Genomic DNA, 16,946 nt, shown 5'->3' with positions numbered 1-16,946 from the left:
CGCGATGATGTAAAAACAAGGCCGTAAGAGGACATCATGGAGCAACTCGTTAAGCTGGCAACACAAATAGGCGAAAGACTGAAAGCGTCGAACCAAACGGTGACTACGGCAGAATCCTGCACAGGCGGCGGTATCTCCTATGTGCTGACTGAGGTAGCAGGGAGTTCGGCGTGGTTTGAGCGTGCTTTTGTAACCTACAGCAATGACGCAAAGCGTGAATTGGTCGGTGTGGCAACAGACACGCTGGTGGATCATGGCGCCGTCAGTGAAGAGGTGGTTGCGGAAATGGCGGCAGGTGCATTGAAAGAAGCCAATGCTGATTTCGCCCTGGCCGTCAGCGGTATTGCAGGTCCCACCGGTGGCAGTGAAGAAAAACCGGTAGGCATGGTGTGCTTCGGTTGGGCAACCCGCAAAGGCACTGTCACAGAAACCTGTTTGTTTGATGGTGACAGGCATGAAATTCGCCGCAATACCATTGCACATAGTCTGTGTCGCTTACTCTCTTATTTAGAAAGCGAAAAACCGGAGCAGTAACACGAAAAGCGAAGAAAAATTTTATACAGGGCTAGACACTGTATAAATGGACAGTATACTTAGCATCAATTAAACAGTTATCTGAGCGATTATTGCTTCCGTTGGAGAATCAAATGGACGACAACAAACAGAAGGCGTTAGCCGCAGCCCTGGGACAGATCGAAAAACAATTCGGTAAAGGTTCGATCATGCGTCTGGGTGATGACCGCACGATGGACATTGAGACCGTTTCTACCGGCTCTCTGTCTCTGGATATCGCGCTGGGCGCAGGCGGTCTGCCATACGGCCGTATTGTTGAAATCTATGGTCCTGAGTCTTCAGGTAAAACCACTCTGACACTGCAAGTTATTGCTGAAGCACAAAAGCAAGGCAAAACCTGTGCGTTTATCGATGCGGAGCACGCACTTGACCCTGTATATGCACGCAAACTGCACGTCGACATCGACAACCTGCTGGTGTCTCAGCCAGACACCGGTGAGCAGGCGTTGGAAATTGCTGATGCATTGACTCGCTCTGGAGCAGTTGACGTTATCATCATCGACTCCGTGGCGGCACTGACGCCGAAAGCGGAAATTGAAGGTGAGATGGGTGACTCTCACATGGGTCTGCAGGCACGTATGCTTTCTCAGGCGATGCGTAAACTGACGGCGAACATCAAAAACAGCAACACCCTGATGATTTTCATCAACCAAATCCGTATGAAGATTGGTGTGATGTTCGGTAACCCAGAAACCACTACTGGTGGTAATGCACTGAAATTCTATGCTTCTGTTCGTCTTGATATCCGTCGTATCGGCTCTATCAAAGAAGGCGATGAAGTCGTGGGTAACGATACCCGCGTGAAAGTCGTGAAAAACAAGATTGCAGCACCGTTTAAACAAGCTGAATTCCAAATCATGTACGGTGAAGGTATCAACCTTTACGGTGAGCTGATTGATCTGGGTGTGAAACACAAGCTGGTTGAGAAAGCTGGTGCATGGTACAGCTACAACGGCGATAAGATTGGCCAGGGTAAAGCAAACGCATGTCGATTCCTGAAAGAGAATCCAGAAATCGCGAAAGAATTGGATAAGACTCTGCGTGACATGCTGCTACAAACCGGCCAGCCGCAAGCAGAGAACAACGACGCTGAACTGCCTGAAGAGGAAGCGTTCTGAGTTTAACTGCAAAAGAATTGGCGGTGGGCATGCTGTCCCGCCGAGACCATTCTGAACTGGAGCTGCGTCAGAAACTGGCGCAGCGACAGTGCCCTCCTGAAGAAATCGATGCCGCAATAGAACACTGTCTTTTCCACCATTGGCTGGATGATAAACGTTTTGCCGAAATGCTGCTTCGCCATGGGGCCTCGAAAGGTCATGGTTGGCAACGTATCTGCTTTGACGCTAAACGAAAGGGCATCAGCACGTCATTGTTGGAAATTGCGCAGGAAAACCAACAGCATGATTGGTTCGAGCTGGCAAAAGATCTGGCTAAACGCCGTTTCGGTAATTACGACGGCACCTTACCGACGGTAGATTTCAAGCAACGCGCCAAATGGACCCGTTACCTGCAAAGTCGCGGTTTCAGCTTCGACCAAATCAGCTACGCCCTCTCGAAAGACGACTAAAACCCAGCGATTGCAGGCATAGTCTGCGATCTATCTTGTTTATGCCTCTTTTCGCAATTGGTCAGGTTGTTTACAATGACCGCCAATTGACTCTGATCACGTCGCCTGTTACGCGACGCAGTGATTACTACAACTCCAATTTTCAGGATTAGCCAATGTACATGAGCACCGACGAGATCCGCCGCGCGTTTCTCGAATTCTTTGAAAGCAAAGGGCACACTATCGTGCCTAGCTCATCGCTCGTGCCTGCCAACGACCCAACGCTGTTGTTCACAAACGCAGGTATGAACCAGTTTAAAGATTGCTTCCTAGGCCTAGAAAAACGCGCCTATACCCGAGCGACAACAGCGCAGCGCTGTGTACGTGCCGGTGGTAAGCATAATGACCTGGAAAACGTAGGCTTCACTGCCCGTCACCACACCTTCTTCGAAATGCTGGGTAACTTCAGCTTCGGTGATTACTTCAAAGAAGACGCCATCGCCTTTGCGTGGGAATTCTTGACTGAAGTACTGCAACTGCCAAAAGACCGCCTGATGGTGACGGTTTACGAAACAGACGACGAGGCATTCGCGCTGTGGAACGAGAAGATCGGTATTCCAGCTGACCGTATCGTTCGTATTGGCGACAAGAAAGGCGGTAAGCCATACGAGTCAGATAACTTCTGGCAGATGGGTGATACTGGTCCTTGTGGTCCATGTACTGAAATCTTCTACGATCACGGCGACCATATCTGGGGTGGTCCTCCAGGTTCTCCAGAAGAAGATGGCGACCGCTTCATTGAAATTTGGAATAACGTATTCATGCAGTACAACCGTCATGCCGATGGCACGATGGAACCACTGCCTAAGCCTTCCGTTGATACAGGTATGGGTATCGAGCGTATCGCTGCGATCATGCAGGGCGTTCACTCAAACTATGAAATCGACATCTTCCAAACCCTGATCAAATCAGCAGCGGAAGTGATTGGCTACGAAGACCTGTCTAACCAGTCACTGCGTGTTGTGGCCGACCACATCCGTTCATGTGCATTCCTGATTGTTGATGGCGTCATGCCTTCAAACGAAGGCCGTGGCTACGTTCTTCGTCGTATTATTCGTCGTGCAGTTCGTCACGGTAACAAGCTGGGAGCAACAGGCTCTTACTTCTATAAGCTCGTAGGTCCTCTGGCTGAGATCATGGGCACCGCAGGTGAAGAGCTGAAGAACCAGCAAGCAATGGTTGAGAAAGTGCTGAAGATTGAAGAAGAAAACTTCGGTCGCACACTGGATCGCGGCATGGCAATTCTGAACGATGCATTGGAAGCGCTGGATGGCAAAGTGCTGGACGGTGAAACCGTCTTCAAACTTTACGATACCTACGGCTTCCCAGCTGACTTGACTAACGACGTGGCACGTGAGCGTGGCTTCACTATTGATGAAGAAGGCTTTGAGTCAGCCATGGAAGAGCAGCGCCAACGCGCGCGTGAAGCAGGCCAATTTGGTACTGACTACAACTCAGTGATCAAAGTTGAAGGTAACTCTGAGTTCACCGGTTACGGTGCGACCGAAGGCAAAGGCCTGATCACGGATATCTTTGTTGATGGTATGGCGTCTGAGACGCTGGCAACAGCAGACGAAGCTGTGATCATTATGGACCAAACGCCGTTTTACGCAGAATCAGGCGGGCAGTGCGGTGATGCGGGCTTCCTGATGACAGATTCGGGCAAGTTCGAAGTTATCGATACCCAAAAATACGGCGCGGCTATTGGTCTTCGCGGTAAGTTGGTTGATGGCATGCTGAGCGTTGGTGACAACGTGGAAGCAAAAGTGAATGCAGAGCGTCGTCAGGCGATTGCACTGAACCACTCAGCCACCCACTTGCTGCACGAAGCGCTGCGCATCGTATTGGGCGAGCACGTTCAACAGAAAGGTTCTTTGGTTCGTGCTGAAGGTCTGCGTTTTGACTTCTCTCACCTTGAAGCGGTGAAACCAGAAGAGCTGCGTGCCGTTGAGAAATTGGTGAACGAACAAATTCGCCGTAACCACGACGTGTCTACTGAAATCATGGACATCGAATCGGCAAAAGCGAAAGGTGCAATGGCACTGTTCGGCGAGAAGTACGACGACAATGTTCGCGTGCTGACCATGGGCGATTTCTCTATCGAACTGTGTGGTGGTACTCATGCCAATCGTACTGGTGATATCGGTATGCTCAAGATCGTTTCTGAATGCGGTATCGCAGCAGGTGTACGTCGTATTGAAGCAGTAACGGGTCAAGGTGCAGAAGATGCGTTCTATAGCCAGCAGCAAGAGTTTGCGAAGAAGGTGTCTGAATCTCAGAGCCGTGCGAAATCTCTGGAAAAAGAAATCCAGCAGCTGAAAGAAAAACTGGCGGCTCAGGAAAGCGCAAGCCTGATCAACAAAGTACAGGATATCAACGGTATCAAAGTACTGATCAGCAAGCTAGACGGCGCGGATAACAAAGCATTGCGTACCATGGTTGATGATTTGAAAAACCAAATGGGTAGCGGTGTGGTGTTCCTGGGTAATGTGTCTGACGACAAAGTGGGCCTGATTGCCGGTGTCACCAAAGATCTGACCGGCAAAGTGAAAGCGGGTGAGCTGGTCAACATGGTGGCACAGCAAGTCGGCGGTAAAGGCGGTGGTCGTCCTGATATGGCACAGGCAGGTGGTTCTGATACTGCGGCACTGCCAGCGGCTCTGGAAACGGTTGCTCCTTGGCTGACAGAGCGCCTTTAAGCGCTATTCAACGCCGTTAAGTTGATGTAAAGAAAGGCTTCCGATGGAAGCCTTTTTTCTTTCCATGACTAAGATAAGTTTATTCTTTGCACTTTTTTTTTAACTCTGTATAGTGCATCGCCTTAATGTGTGTGTGGCTATGTTTTATTCGCTGCATGCACCTGATTTTTGCCCGGTAGGATGAACTTTTCCCGCCTCGCAGTATCTGACAACGTGATCTTCTGGGCACAGGGGTCACAATGTCTGGATTCGGTATGCGAAATCTCATTGGTTAACTGGAGTTAGCTAAAGAAATAAGCCATATTGAAAGGCCAGACGGGCGCTTGGAGAACATAGCAGGCGCTCGCAAAGGATGCTCGCAAGGAAGGAAAGTAGTTGAAAGTCCATCTCGGAGCTTACGCTGCCGTGTGAGTTTACCTCGTGCAGTTAGAAGACCAAACAGACTCAACGAATAAGAAAGTTGTAAATACTCAAGGAGTAGAAGAATGCTGATTTTGACTCGTCGCGTGGGTGAAACGCTGATGATTGGTGATGAAGTGACTGTTACCGTGCTGGGCGTAAAAGGTAACCAGGTACGCATTGGTGTGAACGCACCTAAAGAAGTGTCTGTTCACCGCGAAGAAATTTACATGCGTATACAGGCAGAGAAGGGCAACCCTGCGCCAACTGGCGGTAACTTCTAAGCACCGCGTATTTAAGTTTTCAGAAAGGCCGAACATAGACTCGGCCTTTTCTTTATCTAAACGCATTTAAACTGACGATCCAATGCCCCAGAAAGACTGCCAGACTATGGTTTTTTAAGGTGGTCAGGTTGTTCATTTAAAACACAATTGGTGGCAGTTTTGCCTCGCCAAAGCGGCAAATGGCGGAGAAGTGTGCAAACGCAACGAGATTGCAGATTTTTCCCGATAAAGTGTTTGACTTATTCTTGGCTCAAAGTAATATGTGCCTCCGCAAGACGGTGAGGTGGCCGAGAGGCTGAAGGCGCTCCCCTGCTAAGGGAGTATGCGGTTTATAGCCGCATCGAGGGTTCGAATCCCTCCTTCACCGCCATTCTTGCACTGCGCGACCGTAGCTCAGCTGGATAGAGTACCTGGCTACGAACCAGGCGGTCGGAGGTTCGAATCCTCCCGGTCGCGCCATTATTTTCGTTTTTTGGTCGATGCCAAAAAACAAGCCCGAATTGTTGTGCGCTCGTAGCTCAGCTGGATAGAGTACCTGGCTACGAACCAGGCGGTCGGAGGTTCGAATCCTCCCGAGCGCGCCATGATTTGTGCGGTGAGGTGGCCGAGAGGCTGAAGGCGCTCCCCTGCTAAGGGAGTATACGGTTTGTAGCCGTATCGAGGGTTCGAATCCCTCCTTCACCGCCATTTGTAAATTAGTTGCGCGTCCGTAGCTCAGCTGGATAGAGTACCTGGCTACGAACCAGGCGGTCGGAGGTTCGAATCCTCCCGGACGCGCCATCCTAATTTACACTCCCTTAAGGCAATTGCCTTTCCAAGGACGAAGCTCCGTTTCCGACGAAGCGCTGGCATCTGGATGATGCATGAAGTGTTTACTGCGCGCTCGTAGCTCAGCTGGATAGAGTACCTGGCTACGAACCAGGCGGTCGGAGGTTCGAATCCTCCCGAGCGCGCCATTTCACTTTCACCTTGATTGATACCTTTATGCAATCAATGCCTGCGCGACCGTAGCTCAGCTGGATAGAGTACCTGGCTACGAACCAGGCGGTCGGAGGTTCGAATCCTCCCGGTCGCGCCATTTCTTTCCTGCATTTCTATTCGAGTTTTCCGACTAATCTCTCACTGTCTCAAAAGCCTTACTTTTCTCTATATTTTCCGTTTTTATACTTTTACTACTTTATCTGCTCACTGTTCTTCTTATTCGAGAAAAAACCGCTTAACTCACTAAAAAATAGCACTTTTACACTGCGAACTTTCCGCAACAAGTTGCAGCCTGTTTTATGTGTCTATCGTTAACAAAATGGTAACAATTGTCCGTATTTATTGCGTCTGAGGCCGAAAATGAAGCAATTGACGAGTATTGCAGGATTGTCATTATTGCAGTTTGTTAGTATTTTGACCGATAACTTAACTGAGTGAGTAAATTCTCAACAAAATGTAAAATACGTTTCGTTGAGAAAAGTCGTGCCGATTTTCCGGTAAATGGAATACGGTAACCTGCAAGGAAGCAAACATATGGATTTGGGTAGTACTCTTCAGCACGCCGCTACACTCATGCTGACAGGCATGGTAGTGGTTTTCGTCTTTCTTACCATCTTGGTCGGTCTGGTCAAGCTGATGTCCCGCTTGGTCCCCGAAGAGTTGCCACCTCAGGCAACCACCACGACCACCCCATCAAATAATAATAATGGTCAGGTGTCAGGGGAAACTATTGCTGCGATTTCTGCAGCAGTACATAAATACCGTAATCGCCAGCGCTAGCTGATGCGAAACATACAATTACAAGGAGTTTTGTCGTATGTCTAAGCCACTCGCTATTACAGACGTTGTCTTGCGTGATGCGCACCAATCGCTGTTTGCGACCCGTATGCGTCTTGATGACATGTTACCGATTGCCGCTGCGTTAGATGATGTCGGTTACTGGTCATTGGAAACTTGGGGCGGCGCAACCTTTGATGCCTGTATCCGCTTCTTGGGTGAAGACCCATGGGTTCGCCTGCGCGAACTGAAAAAAGCGATGCCGAAAACCCCAATGCAAATGCTGTTGCGTGGTCAGAACCTGCTGGGTTACCGCCATTATGCGGATGACGTGGTAGAGAAATTCGTTGAGCGTGCCCACGCCAACGGTATGGACGTATTCCGTATTTTTGATGCGATGAATGACGTGCGTAACTTTGAGAAAGCGGTGAAATCCGCTGTGGATGTTGGCGCGCATGCTCAAGGTACGTTGTCTTACACCACTAGCCCTTACCACACATTGGACACTTGGACTGATCTGGCAAAACGTCTTGAAGATCTGGGCTGTCACTCCCTATGTATTAAAGACATGTCTGGCCTGCTCAAGCCTTATGAGGCAGAAGAGCTGATCAAGCGCATCAAAGCTTCTTGTGATATCCCTCTTGCGCTGCACTGCCATGCAACAACTGGTCTTTCTACTGCTACTGCGGTTAAAGCGGTAGAAGCGGGTCTGGATGTGCTGGACACTGCGATTTCTTCCATGAGCCAAACCTACGGTCACACGCCAACCGAAACCGTTGTAGCTATGCTGCAAGGCACTGAGCGTGATACTGGCCTACAGCTTGAGAAAATCGAGCCAATTGCTGCTTACTTCCGAGAAGTTCGTAAGAAGTACGCGAAGTTTGAAGGTCAGCTGAAAGGCGTTGATTCCCGCATCCTGATTGCTCAGGTTCCGGGTGGCATGCTGACTAACATGGAAGGCCAGCTCAAAGAGCAGGGCGCAGCCGATCGTTTGGATGAAGTACTGGAAGAGATCCCTCGCGTTCGTGAAGACTTGGGTTATATCCCACTGGTGACACCAACTTCTCAAATCGTTGGTACTCAGGCGGTCATCAACGTACTGACCGGCGAGCGTTATAAGAGCATCACCAAAGAAACAGCGGGCGTGCTGAAAGGCGAATACGGCGCAGCACCTGCAGAAGTGAACAAAGAACTTCAGGCGCGTGTTCTGGATGGTGGAGAAGCGATTACCTGCCGTCCTGCTGATCTCATTGAACCTGAGCTTCACATTCTGACTGATGAGCTGATTGCTAAGTCGAAAGAAGAAGGCATCTTGCTGGCAGAAGCACAGGTTGATGACGTTCTGACTTACTCTCTGTTCCCACAGGTTGGTCTGAAATTCCTGAAAAACCGTGGCAATCCGGATGCCTTTGAACCTGTGCCAGGTACTGAACCTGAAGTTGCAGCGGCTCCAGCAGCACCTGCTTCAGCGGGTGGCACTGAAGCTTACAGCGTTCAAGTAAACGGCCAGGTTTACGATGTGGTCGTTGGCCCACAAGGCGAGCTGACATCTGTGACGCCTTCTGCGGCAGCGCCAACTGCAGCTCCTGCCCCTGCACCAACAGCAGGTGCATCTGAAGCGGTTGCCGCGCCTTTGGCGGGTAACATCTTCAAAGTGGTTGCTAAACAAGGTCATCAGGTTCAGGAAGGCGATGTACTGCTGATTCTGGAAGCAATGAAGATGGAAACAGAAGTTCGCGCAACCCGCGCTGGTGTCGTGCAAGACGTAATGGTGAAAGAAGGTGACTCTGTTACCGTTGGTTCACCGCTACTGAGCCTGGCGTAAGAGGAAAATCATGGAAGGTTTGTTAATCCTCTGGAGTGAAACCGGTCTGGCCAACTTTGATTTTGGCCAGCTCGTGATGATCACTGTCGGTTGTTGCCTGTTGTTTTTGGCGATTCGTAAGGGCTTTGAGCCCTTACTTCTGCTGCCAATCGGCTTTGGTGCCATCCTCGCGAATATCCCGAATGCCGGCTTTACCGAGCCGGGTGGCGTGCTGTATTACGTCTACTACGTAGGCATTGAGTCTGGAATCTTCCCACTGCTGATCTTTATGGGCGTGGGTGCGATGACTGACTTTGGTGCATTGATTGCTAACCCTCGTACCCTTTGGCTGGGCGCGGCTGCGCAGTTTGGTATCTTCGCCACCTTGTTTGGTGCCATCTTGCTAAACCTGATTCCTGGCATGGAGTTCTCGCTGGCAGATGCGGCATCTATCGCTATTATCGGTGGTGCGGACGGCCCAACAGCCATCTTCCTGGCCAGTCGCCTGTCTCCAGACTTGCTGGGTGCTATTGCCGTTGCGGCATACAGCTACATGGCGCTGGTGCCAATTATCCAGCCGCCAATCATGAAGCTGCTGACCAACGAGGAAGAGCGTAAGATCGAGATGCAGCAACTGCGTCACGTTTCGAAGACAGAGAAAATCATCTTCCCACTGGCGGTACTGATGATGGCGATTCTGTTCCTGCCTTCTGCGACACCGCTGGTTGGTATGTTCTGTCTGGGTAATCTGATGCGTGAATGTGGCGTGGTTGACCGTCTGTCAAACACGGCACAAAACGAGCTGATCAACATCGTGACCATCTTCCTGGGTCTGGCAGTCGGTTCTAAGCTTCAGGCAGAATCATTCCTGAAGTTTGAAACGCTGGGTATTCTGGTGTTGGGTGCGGTCGCGTTCAGTATCGGTACTGCGGCTGGCGTACTGATGGCTAAGCTTTTGAACAAATACAGCAAAGACAACATCAACCCACTGATTGGTGCGGCAGGTGTTTCGGCTGTACCTATGGCTGCACGTGTGGTTAACAAGGTAGGTCTTGATTCCAACCCGCATAACTTCCTGTTGATGCACGCAATGGGGCCAAACGTCGCAGGCGTATTGGGCTCAGCGGTTGCAGCAGGTGTTCTGCTGGCACTGGTCGGCTAACCCTTTAAAATACGTTCACAAAATAATAAGGCGGAAGGCATTGAGTCTTCCGCCTTTTTTATTAACACTGGAAAAAATGCTGGTGCAGAAAAAGGATGAAACCATGCCAAAGAACCTCCAACTTGCCATCACTGCTTTCGGTGAACCAGACACCCTCAAGCTGCAACAAACCGATATCCCAACACCATCTGAAGGTCAGGTACTGGTGAAAGTGGCGTTCGCTGGCGTTAACCCAATCGATGCTAAAACCCGTGCTGGTCTTGGCTGGGGCGCAGAGAAAATCAAAGACAGCTTGCCCTGGACGCCAGGCTTTGATGCAGCAGGTGTGGTCGTGCATGATAGCGGACAGTTTAAGGCTGGTGATCGTATCGTGGGACGTATTGTCGAAGGCGGGGGCTATGGCCAGTATCTTTGCGCTCCTTCTGATGCGCTCTCTTTTGTGCCGGAGGATGTGTCTTTGGAGCAAGCCTCAACGCTTCCCGTTGCGGGTCTGACAGCATTGCAGGCGCTTGAGTTAGTCAACACGACCAAAGACGACAAAGTACTGATCCTGGCAGGCGCAGGCGGTGTTGGCCATATCGCCATCCAACTGGCGAAAGCGAAGGGCGCAGATGTCTTTGCCAGTTGTTCAGGCAAAAATGCAGAGTTTGTTTCTTCGCTGGGGGCTACCGCTTTGGATTATGGCAAAGCACCACTTGAACAGCAGGTTGAGGACATTGATGTGCTGATTGACCTGATGGGCGGCGATGTTGGCGAAGCGGCATTGGCTTCAGTGAAAGTCGGTGGTCGTGTGGTCACTGTGCCAACCATTACGGCTCCGCGCATTATCGAAGCGGCAGAGAAACGCGGTGTCATTGCCCAGGGTATGCTGGTACAGCCGAATGTTACCCAGCTTGATGCGCTGCTGAATGCGGTTTCGGACAAATCGCTTACCATCGAAATCAGTAAAATCTATCCGCTTGAAGACGGAGTTCAGGCGCATGTCGATATTCAAAGCGGCAAAACCCGTGGAAAAATTCTTTTGGAGATCCCGCAATAATGAGTCGCTATGACAAATACGAAGCGCTGATTTTCGACCTCGATGGTACGCTGCTTGATTCCATGCCTGCGCACTTTGCAGCCTGGCAGCAAACGGCCTCCGACTTTGGATTTGAGGTTGATGAAAGTTGGTATCACTCCCGTGGTGGCAGTCCGACGATTTTGACGGCTCAAACTTTGGTGAAAGAGTTGGGGCTGGCGATTGAGCCCCAAACATTGGCTGATCACAAAACGCAGTCTTTCAAATACCTGATGGAAAATCATCTTGAGCAACTGCCGTTTGTTGAAGTGGCTAAATACTATGCAGGCAAAAAGCCGATGGCAGTGGGAACAGGAACCTTGACTGACATTGCGACGAGAATGCTGGAGAAATCTGGGCTTCTTCATTTGTTTGATTATGTGGTGGGGGCGGATCAGGTCTCCGCCCACAAACCTGCGCCGGATACTTTTTTACACTGTGCGCAGCTGATGAATGTGTCACCGGAAAGGTGTCTGGTGTTTGAAGACGCGATATTTGGCATTGACGCTGCGGCGGCAGCAGGGATGGATGTCATAGATGTACGGGTGACAGACGTTGGATTGGATTAGTGGTGACTCTGCGCTGTGGGTCTTGTTTTCGACCGGTTTTCTCAGCGCAACCTTGCTTCCCGGTGGCTCAGAAGCCAACCTGATTTACCTTCTTAAGCAGAGTGATTACGGTATCGCCATACTGGTCATGGTAGCGACTTTGGGTAATACCCTTGGTGGCATGACCAACTATTGGATAGGCCGTTTTATTCCCGCGCGAACCCTTAACCAAAAACACGGTCAAAGAGCCATTAGCTGGCTGCAACGTTACGGTTACTGGACGCTGCTGCTAAGCTGGCTTCCCATTATTGGTGACCCCCTTTGTCTTGCTGCCGGATGGCTGAGACTCAAACAACGTTGGTGCTGGATCTTGATAGCGATCGGTAAAGCGCTGCGTTATCTCATTCTGGCACTGGTCACCCGAGGCCTTCTTTTTTAACGATCATAGAAAGGATAGTTAGTGCGTTATTTTATCCTCACTGCCGCCGTATTAGGGCTGTCGGGGTGTGGCGTGTATCAGGCCACTTCCCAGCCTTCACTGCCTGAGGGCATCACGTTTATCGAACAAGAGAAAGCAGGCGAGAACACCCCGTCGATTCCTTATCAAAAATACCAGCTGGACAACGGGCTGACAGTGGTCTTGCATCCGGATGATTCTGATCCTCTGGTGCATGTGGACGTGACATATCATGTCGGCTCCGCGCGTGAAGAACCGGGTAAATCTGGTTTTGCGCATTTCTTCGAGCACATGATGTTCCAGGGCTCGAAGCATGTCGGCGATCAGCAGCACTTCAAATTTGTTACCGAATCTGGTGGTAGCGTCAATGGCACCACTAACCGCGACCGCACCAACTACTATCAAACCGTGCCTGCCAACGAACTGGAAAAAATGCTGTGGCTGGAATCGGACAGAATGGGTTTTCTGCTTGAAGCGGTCTCCCAGCGTAAGTTCGAAATCCAGCGTGACACGGTGAAAAACGAACGGGCACAGAACTTTGAAAACCGCCCGTATGGTCTGGTCCATGAAACGCTGGCCGCGGCGCTTTATCCGCCAACTCACCCTTACAGCTGGCCGACGATTGGCTATGTAGAGGATTTGAACGGCGTTGATGTTGACGATTTGAAAGCCTTCTTCTTGCGTTGGTATGGACCGAACAATGCCACGCTAACCATTGGTGGTGATATCGATGTTGAGCAGACATTGAAGTGGGTGAACAAATACTTTGGTGATATCCAACGTGGACCGGAAGTCAAAGCGGCGGACAAATGGCCTGTGACTATTGACGCTGACCGTTTTGTGACGCTCGAAGACAATATTCAGCAGCCAATGCTGGTGATGAGCTGGCCAACCGAATACCCGAGTGCAGATTCCCGCGTGGCGGTCGACATGTTGGGCTCGGTGTTAGGCCAAGGGCGCAACAGCCTGCTGTATCAAGATTTGGTGAAACCGGGCAAAGCGCTCAGTGCCAGTGCCTATCAAGATTGTGCAGAGCTTTCCTGTAACTTCCAGCTTTACGTGTTAGGTAACCGTGGTCAAGATCTCAGCGAGCTTCGCGGTGATGTGATGAAGGTGCTGGATTCACTCAAAGTCCGCGGTATCAAAGAAGACGATCTGGAACAGGTGAAAGGCAGCGCGGAAGCAGGTGCCGTGTTTGGCCTGCAAAGTGTGCAGGGTAAGGTTTCGCAGCTTGCGTCGAATGAAACCTTCTATGGTGACCCAGACAGGCTGGCAAGCTGGCTTGATGAGCTGAATGGCGTGACCACCCAAGACGTGGAAAATGCCTTTAACCGCTTTGTGTGGCAACAGCCTTCGGTGAATGTGTCAGTAGTGCCTAGAGGTCAACAACGCCTGCAAGCGGCCGAGCAAAACTACACCGCAACTAGGGCGACATCATCCGGTGAGTCAGAAAAGCAGGTGATGCGTTACACCCCGGAAACCTTTGATCGCAGCGTGCCACCGGGTCCTAACGGTTCAGTATCAGTGAAAGTGCCTGAGCTTTATCACGCTAAGCTGGGCAATGGGATTGAGATCTCCGGCGCTGAATCAAACGAAACGCCGACAGTGACTGTGCATCTGGTGCTTCCTGCCGGAAGTTTGATGGAGCCAAAGGGCAAGAATGGATTGGCGTCTCTGACGGCAGATTTGATATCTGAAGGCACGACCCATCGAAGCAGTGAAGATATTGCTGCTGAGTTAGATCGCCTGGGCTCAAGCATCAGTATCAGCGCGTCATCACGTGGCACCACAATCAGCGTTTCCTCATTGACTAAAAACCTGCGTGAAACTCTGACGCTTGCAGGGGACATGCTGTTTAATCCGCGCTTCGATGAAGCAGATTTCGATCGCTTAAAGAAGCAGGCACTGGAAGGTATTCAGTTTAGTCACCAAACGCCGCAATGGCAGGCTGGGCAGGCCAGACGTGAAGTGCTCTACAGTGACCCCTGGCACGCTTTGCCGTCAGAAGGTACCAAGGAAACCTTGAATGACCTGACGCTTGATGATGTGAAGCAGTTCTATGCAGATAATTACACGCCCGACAATGCGCGGCTGATTGCGGTCGGAGACATTGATAAGCAAACCTTGCTATCAAAGATCAATGGGTTGAGCCGTTGGAAAGGGGATAAGGCCACTGCGCCAGCACCGGCAGAACGCAAGCAATATGCCGAGCCGCAAATCTGGCTGGTGGATAAACCCAGTGCGCCGCAAAGCGTGGTGCAAATGGTGCGTCATGCCATGCCTTATGACGCTACGGGTGAGATGTTCAAAACCCAACTGGCAAACTTCAATCTGGCTGGAAATTTCAACTCGCGCCTTAACCTGAATCTTCGTGAGGACAAAGGCTACACTTATGGAGCCGGCGGCTATGTAGTGGGTAATCAGGACACAGGCCGTGTCGTATTTCAGGCGCAAGTGCGCGCAGACAGTACGGTCGATACTGTCCGCGAAATGCAAAATGAACTCAACGAGATGGCGGTGAGTGGCATCACTGACGATGAATTGAAGTTCCTGCGACTCGCCGTAGGCCAAAAAGATGCGCTGAGTTATGAAACGCCTGGCGATAAAGCCGGTCTTATTGCCAACATGATGCGCCACCAGTTGCCGTCAGATTACAAAGCGCAGCAGAAAGCCATTATTGAGACGGTTTCAAAAGAAACCCTCAATGCACTAGCGGCAAAATGGTTCGAACCTGACGCGTATCAGGTGATTATTGTGGGAGATGCGGCGACACTTGAACCCGCACTTTCCACACTGGGACTGCCCGTAAAGCGTTTAGTGGTTGAGAATTAACCCCTAAACCTCGGCAGGGAAGCCAAGAGTAAATACAGTGAGATGGCTTTTGCCACCAAGAGTGATTATGCTTAGCCATCTTACTGCTTTATGACAATAAACGAGTGCAGCCTTGACTAGTTTCTCCCAAAGGTTGGAAGCGTTCTCCGCAAACCCGGAAGCGCTCAAAGGCATAGGCCGAGGTGTTGAACGCGAAGCATTGCGCATTACACCCCAAGGCACGCTGTCCTCCGACGCCCATCCAAAAGCGTTAGGCTCTGCCCTGACTCACCAGTGGATCACGACCGACTTCGCCGAGCAATTGCTGGAATTCATCACGCCGGTGACCTATTCCGTGCCTGAAATGATCTCGCAACTGCAGGACATTCATCGATTCACCTATCGCACACTGGGCGAAGAATCGTTGTGGCCAATGTCGATGCCTTGTTATGTCGCGAACGAAGACGACATCACCTTGGCACAGTACGGTTCGTCAAACGTAGGTCGAATGAAGACCCTGTACCGCCAGGGGTTGAAGCACCGCTATGGCAGCGTGATGCAAATTATCTCCGGCGTGCATTTCAATTTCTCGTTCCCAAGCAGTTTCTGGCAGCAGTTGTTTGGCGATCAGACACCGTACGCAAGACAGGAATCCGTCTCAGAAGCGTATTTTGGTTTGATCCGAAACTACTACCGCTTTGGTTGGATGATCCCTTATTTGTTTGGTGCTTCACCAGCGCTATGTGGATCTTTCATCAACAAAACTGAGTCGAAACTGGATTTTAAAGAGGTGGGTAATGGTACTTGTTATCTGCCATACGCAACCTCACTTCGTCTCAGCGATTTGGGCTACACCAATAATGCACAAAGCAGCCTGAAGATTGGTTTTGATAGTCTAGAGCAATACCTGCAAGGTGTTCGCGCGGCAATTGGTACGCCGTCTGCTGACTTTGCCAAGATTGGCGTGAAAGACGAAAACGGTTATCGCCAGCTCAACAGCAACGTCCTTCAGATTGAAAACGAGCTCTACGCGCCGATTCGTCCAAAGCGAGTGGCGAAAAGTGGTGAAAAGCCGTCTGAAGCGTTGGAACGCGGCGGTGTTGAATACATCGAAGTTCGCTCGCTGGATGTGAACCCGTTCAGCCCTGTCGGCATTGATGACTATCAGGTTTACTTCCTCGACTTGTTCATCACTTGGTGTGCGCTGTCTGAGTCAGCACCAATGACAGATTGTGAGCTGCAATGCTGGCGCGAGAACTGGAACAAAGTAGTGTTGGAAGGACGTAAACCGGGTCTGACGCTGCAAATTGGCTGCGATGGCGAACAACTGACGCAAGCCGAGTGGGGACGCCGTGTCTTTGCTGATCTGGCTGAGCTGGCAATTGTGATGGACAAAGCTAACGGCGGTGATAAGTACCAGTCTGTTTGCAACGAGCTGTCAGGCTGGTTCGACAACCCGGATAAAACCCTATCAGCGAAACTGCTGAAAGATGTACTCGATAATGAAAGCATCGGTAAAGTGGGTCTTGGTATTGCTAAAGACAATCAGGCCTTGTTTGCCCAAGGTGACTACGAAACTTTCTCTAAGCAACAGTTTGAAGCAGAAAGCGAAGCCAGCCTGAAACGTCAGCAAGATGTGGAGCAAGGCGACGGTATCAGCTTTGAGCAGTATCTGGCCGAGTATTTTGGTGATAGTGTATCACTCTGATGTGATACTGCTTTAGCAATAAACAGGCTGGTATCCCCAGCCTGTTTTTTTATACCCAAACAACCTGAAGATGCTCGCAT

Annotated in this window: 13 protein-coding genes and 7 tRNA genes; all 20 read left to right on the top strand. The window is 50.6% G+C overall.

Features of this window, described 5'->3' with window-relative positions; translation table 11 throughout:
* The first annotated feature begins 36 nt into the window (after positions 1-36).
* The 20 genes from pncC to gshA all read left to right on the top strand — a co-directional run bounded on the left by pncC (position 37) and on the right by gshA (position 16,866).
* A complete protein-coding gene (gene pncC, locus RN22_RS07315; RefSeq protein WP_046303727.1) occupies positions 37-534 on the top strand; it encodes a nicotinamide-nucleotide amidase in 498 nt (165 codons plus the stop codon).
* A 113-nt stretch (positions 535-647) separates the two neighbouring features.
* Positions 648-1,691, top strand: coding sequence for a recombinase RecA (gene recA / locus RN22_RS07310; protein WP_002537588.1), 1,044 nt, complete (start codon positions 648-650; stop codon positions 1,689-1,691).
* Between the two features lie 29 nt (positions 1,692-1,720).
* Complete coding sequence (locus tag RN22_RS07305) at positions 1,721-2,140, top strand: regulatory protein RecX (protein ID WP_231590868.1); 420 nt, start codon at positions 1,721-1,723, stop codon at positions 2,138-2,140.
* 155 nt (positions 2,141-2,295) lie between these two features.
* Positions 2,296-4,878 (top strand): alanine--tRNA ligase, encoded by a 2,583-nt coding sequence (alaS, locus tag RN22_RS07300; protein WP_046303725.1) that lies wholly within the window; start codon positions 2,296-2,298, stop codon positions 4,876-4,878.
* A 485-nt stretch (positions 4,879-5,363) separates the two neighbouring features.
* Positions 5,364-5,561, top strand: a complete 198-nt coding sequence (gene csrA, locus RN22_RS07295) for a carbon storage regulator CsrA (RefSeq protein ID WP_002537591.1) — start codon at positions 5,364-5,366, stop codon at positions 5,559-5,561.
* 277 nt (positions 5,562-5,838) lie between these two features.
* Positions 5,839-5,931, top strand: a tRNA-Ser gene (locus RN22_RS07290).
* Positions 5,932-5,943: 12 nt separating this feature from the next.
* Positions 5,944-6,020: transfer RNA gene (locus tag RN22_RS07285), tRNA-Arg, on the top strand.
* A gap of 48 nt (positions 6,021-6,068) precedes the next feature.
* Positions 6,069-6,145 (top strand) — tRNA-Arg (locus RN22_RS07280).
* 10 nt (positions 6,146-6,155) lie between these two features.
* Positions 6,156-6,248, top strand: a tRNA-Ser gene (locus RN22_RS07275).
* 16 nt (positions 6,249-6,264) lie between these two features.
* Positions 6,265-6,341 (top strand) — tRNA-Arg (locus RN22_RS07270).
* Positions 6,342-6,440: 99 nt separating this feature from the next.
* Positions 6,441-6,517, top strand: a tRNA-Arg gene (locus tag RN22_RS07265).
* 45 nt (positions 6,518-6,562) lie between these two features.
* Positions 6,563-6,639 (top strand) — tRNA-Arg (locus RN22_RS07260).
* A 437-nt stretch (positions 6,640-7,076) separates the two neighbouring features.
* Positions 7,077-7,322 carry an oxaloacetate decarboxylase subunit gamma gene (locus RN22_RS07255; protein ID WP_002540086.1) on the top strand — a complete coding sequence of 82 codons (246 nt, stop codon included), beginning with the start codon at positions 7,077-7,079 and terminating at the stop codon, positions 7,320-7,322.
* Between the two features lie 37 nt (positions 7,323-7,359).
* Positions 7,360-9,144, top strand: coding sequence for a sodium-extruding oxaloacetate decarboxylase subunit alpha (gene oadA / locus RN22_RS07250; protein ID WP_046303724.1), 1,785 nt, complete (start codon positions 7,360-7,362; stop codon positions 9,142-9,144).
* A gap of 10 nt (positions 9,145-9,154) precedes the next feature.
* Entirely contained in the window at positions 9,155-10,285 is a 1,131-nt protein-coding gene (locus RN22_RS07245) for a sodium ion-translocating decarboxylase subunit beta (RefSeq protein WP_046303723.1), read from the top strand.
* Positions 10,286-10,388: 103 nt separating this feature from the next.
* Complete coding sequence (locus RN22_RS07240) at positions 10,389-11,324, top strand: NADP-dependent oxidoreductase (RefSeq protein ID WP_046303766.1); 936 nt, start codon at positions 10,389-10,391, stop codon at positions 11,322-11,324.
* Positions 11,324-11,911, top strand: coding sequence for a fructose-1-phosphate/6-phosphogluconate phosphatase (yqaB, locus tag RN22_RS07235; RefSeq protein ID WP_046303722.1), 588 nt, complete (start codon positions 11,324-11,326; stop codon positions 11,909-11,911). The genes RN22_RS07240 and yqaB overlap by 1 nt, the downstream gene beginning before the upstream one ends.
* On the top strand, positions 11,898-12,329 hold the full coding sequence (locus RN22_RS07230) for a YqaA family protein (RefSeq protein ID WP_046303721.1): 432 nt from the start codon (positions 11,898-11,900) through the stop codon (positions 12,327-12,329). Before yqaB ends, RN22_RS07230 begins: the two co-directional genes overlap by 14 nt.
* A gap of 21 nt (positions 12,330-12,350) precedes the next feature.
* Positions 12,351-15,179: a pitrilysin family protein gene (locus tag RN22_RS07225; RefSeq protein WP_046303720.1), complete on the top strand. Its 2,829-nt coding sequence runs from the start codon at positions 12,351-12,353 to the stop codon at positions 15,177-15,179.
* Between the two features lie 112 nt (positions 15,180-15,291).
* Positions 15,292-16,866, top strand: coding sequence for a glutamate--cysteine ligase (gshA, locus tag RN22_RS07220; RefSeq protein WP_082111381.1), 1,575 nt, complete (start codon positions 15,292-15,294; stop codon positions 16,864-16,866).
* The last annotated feature ends 80 nt before the right edge of the window (positions 16,867-16,946 follow it).

It is taken from the genome of Grimontia sp. AD028, from assembly GCF_000973155.1.
Classification (GTDB): domain Bacteria; phylum Pseudomonadota; class Gammaproteobacteria; order Enterobacterales; family Vibrionaceae; genus Enterovibrio; species Enterovibrio indicus.
The sequence above is the reverse complement of the archived record's forward strand: the minus strand, read 5'-3'. Positions and strand labels throughout refer to the sequence as shown.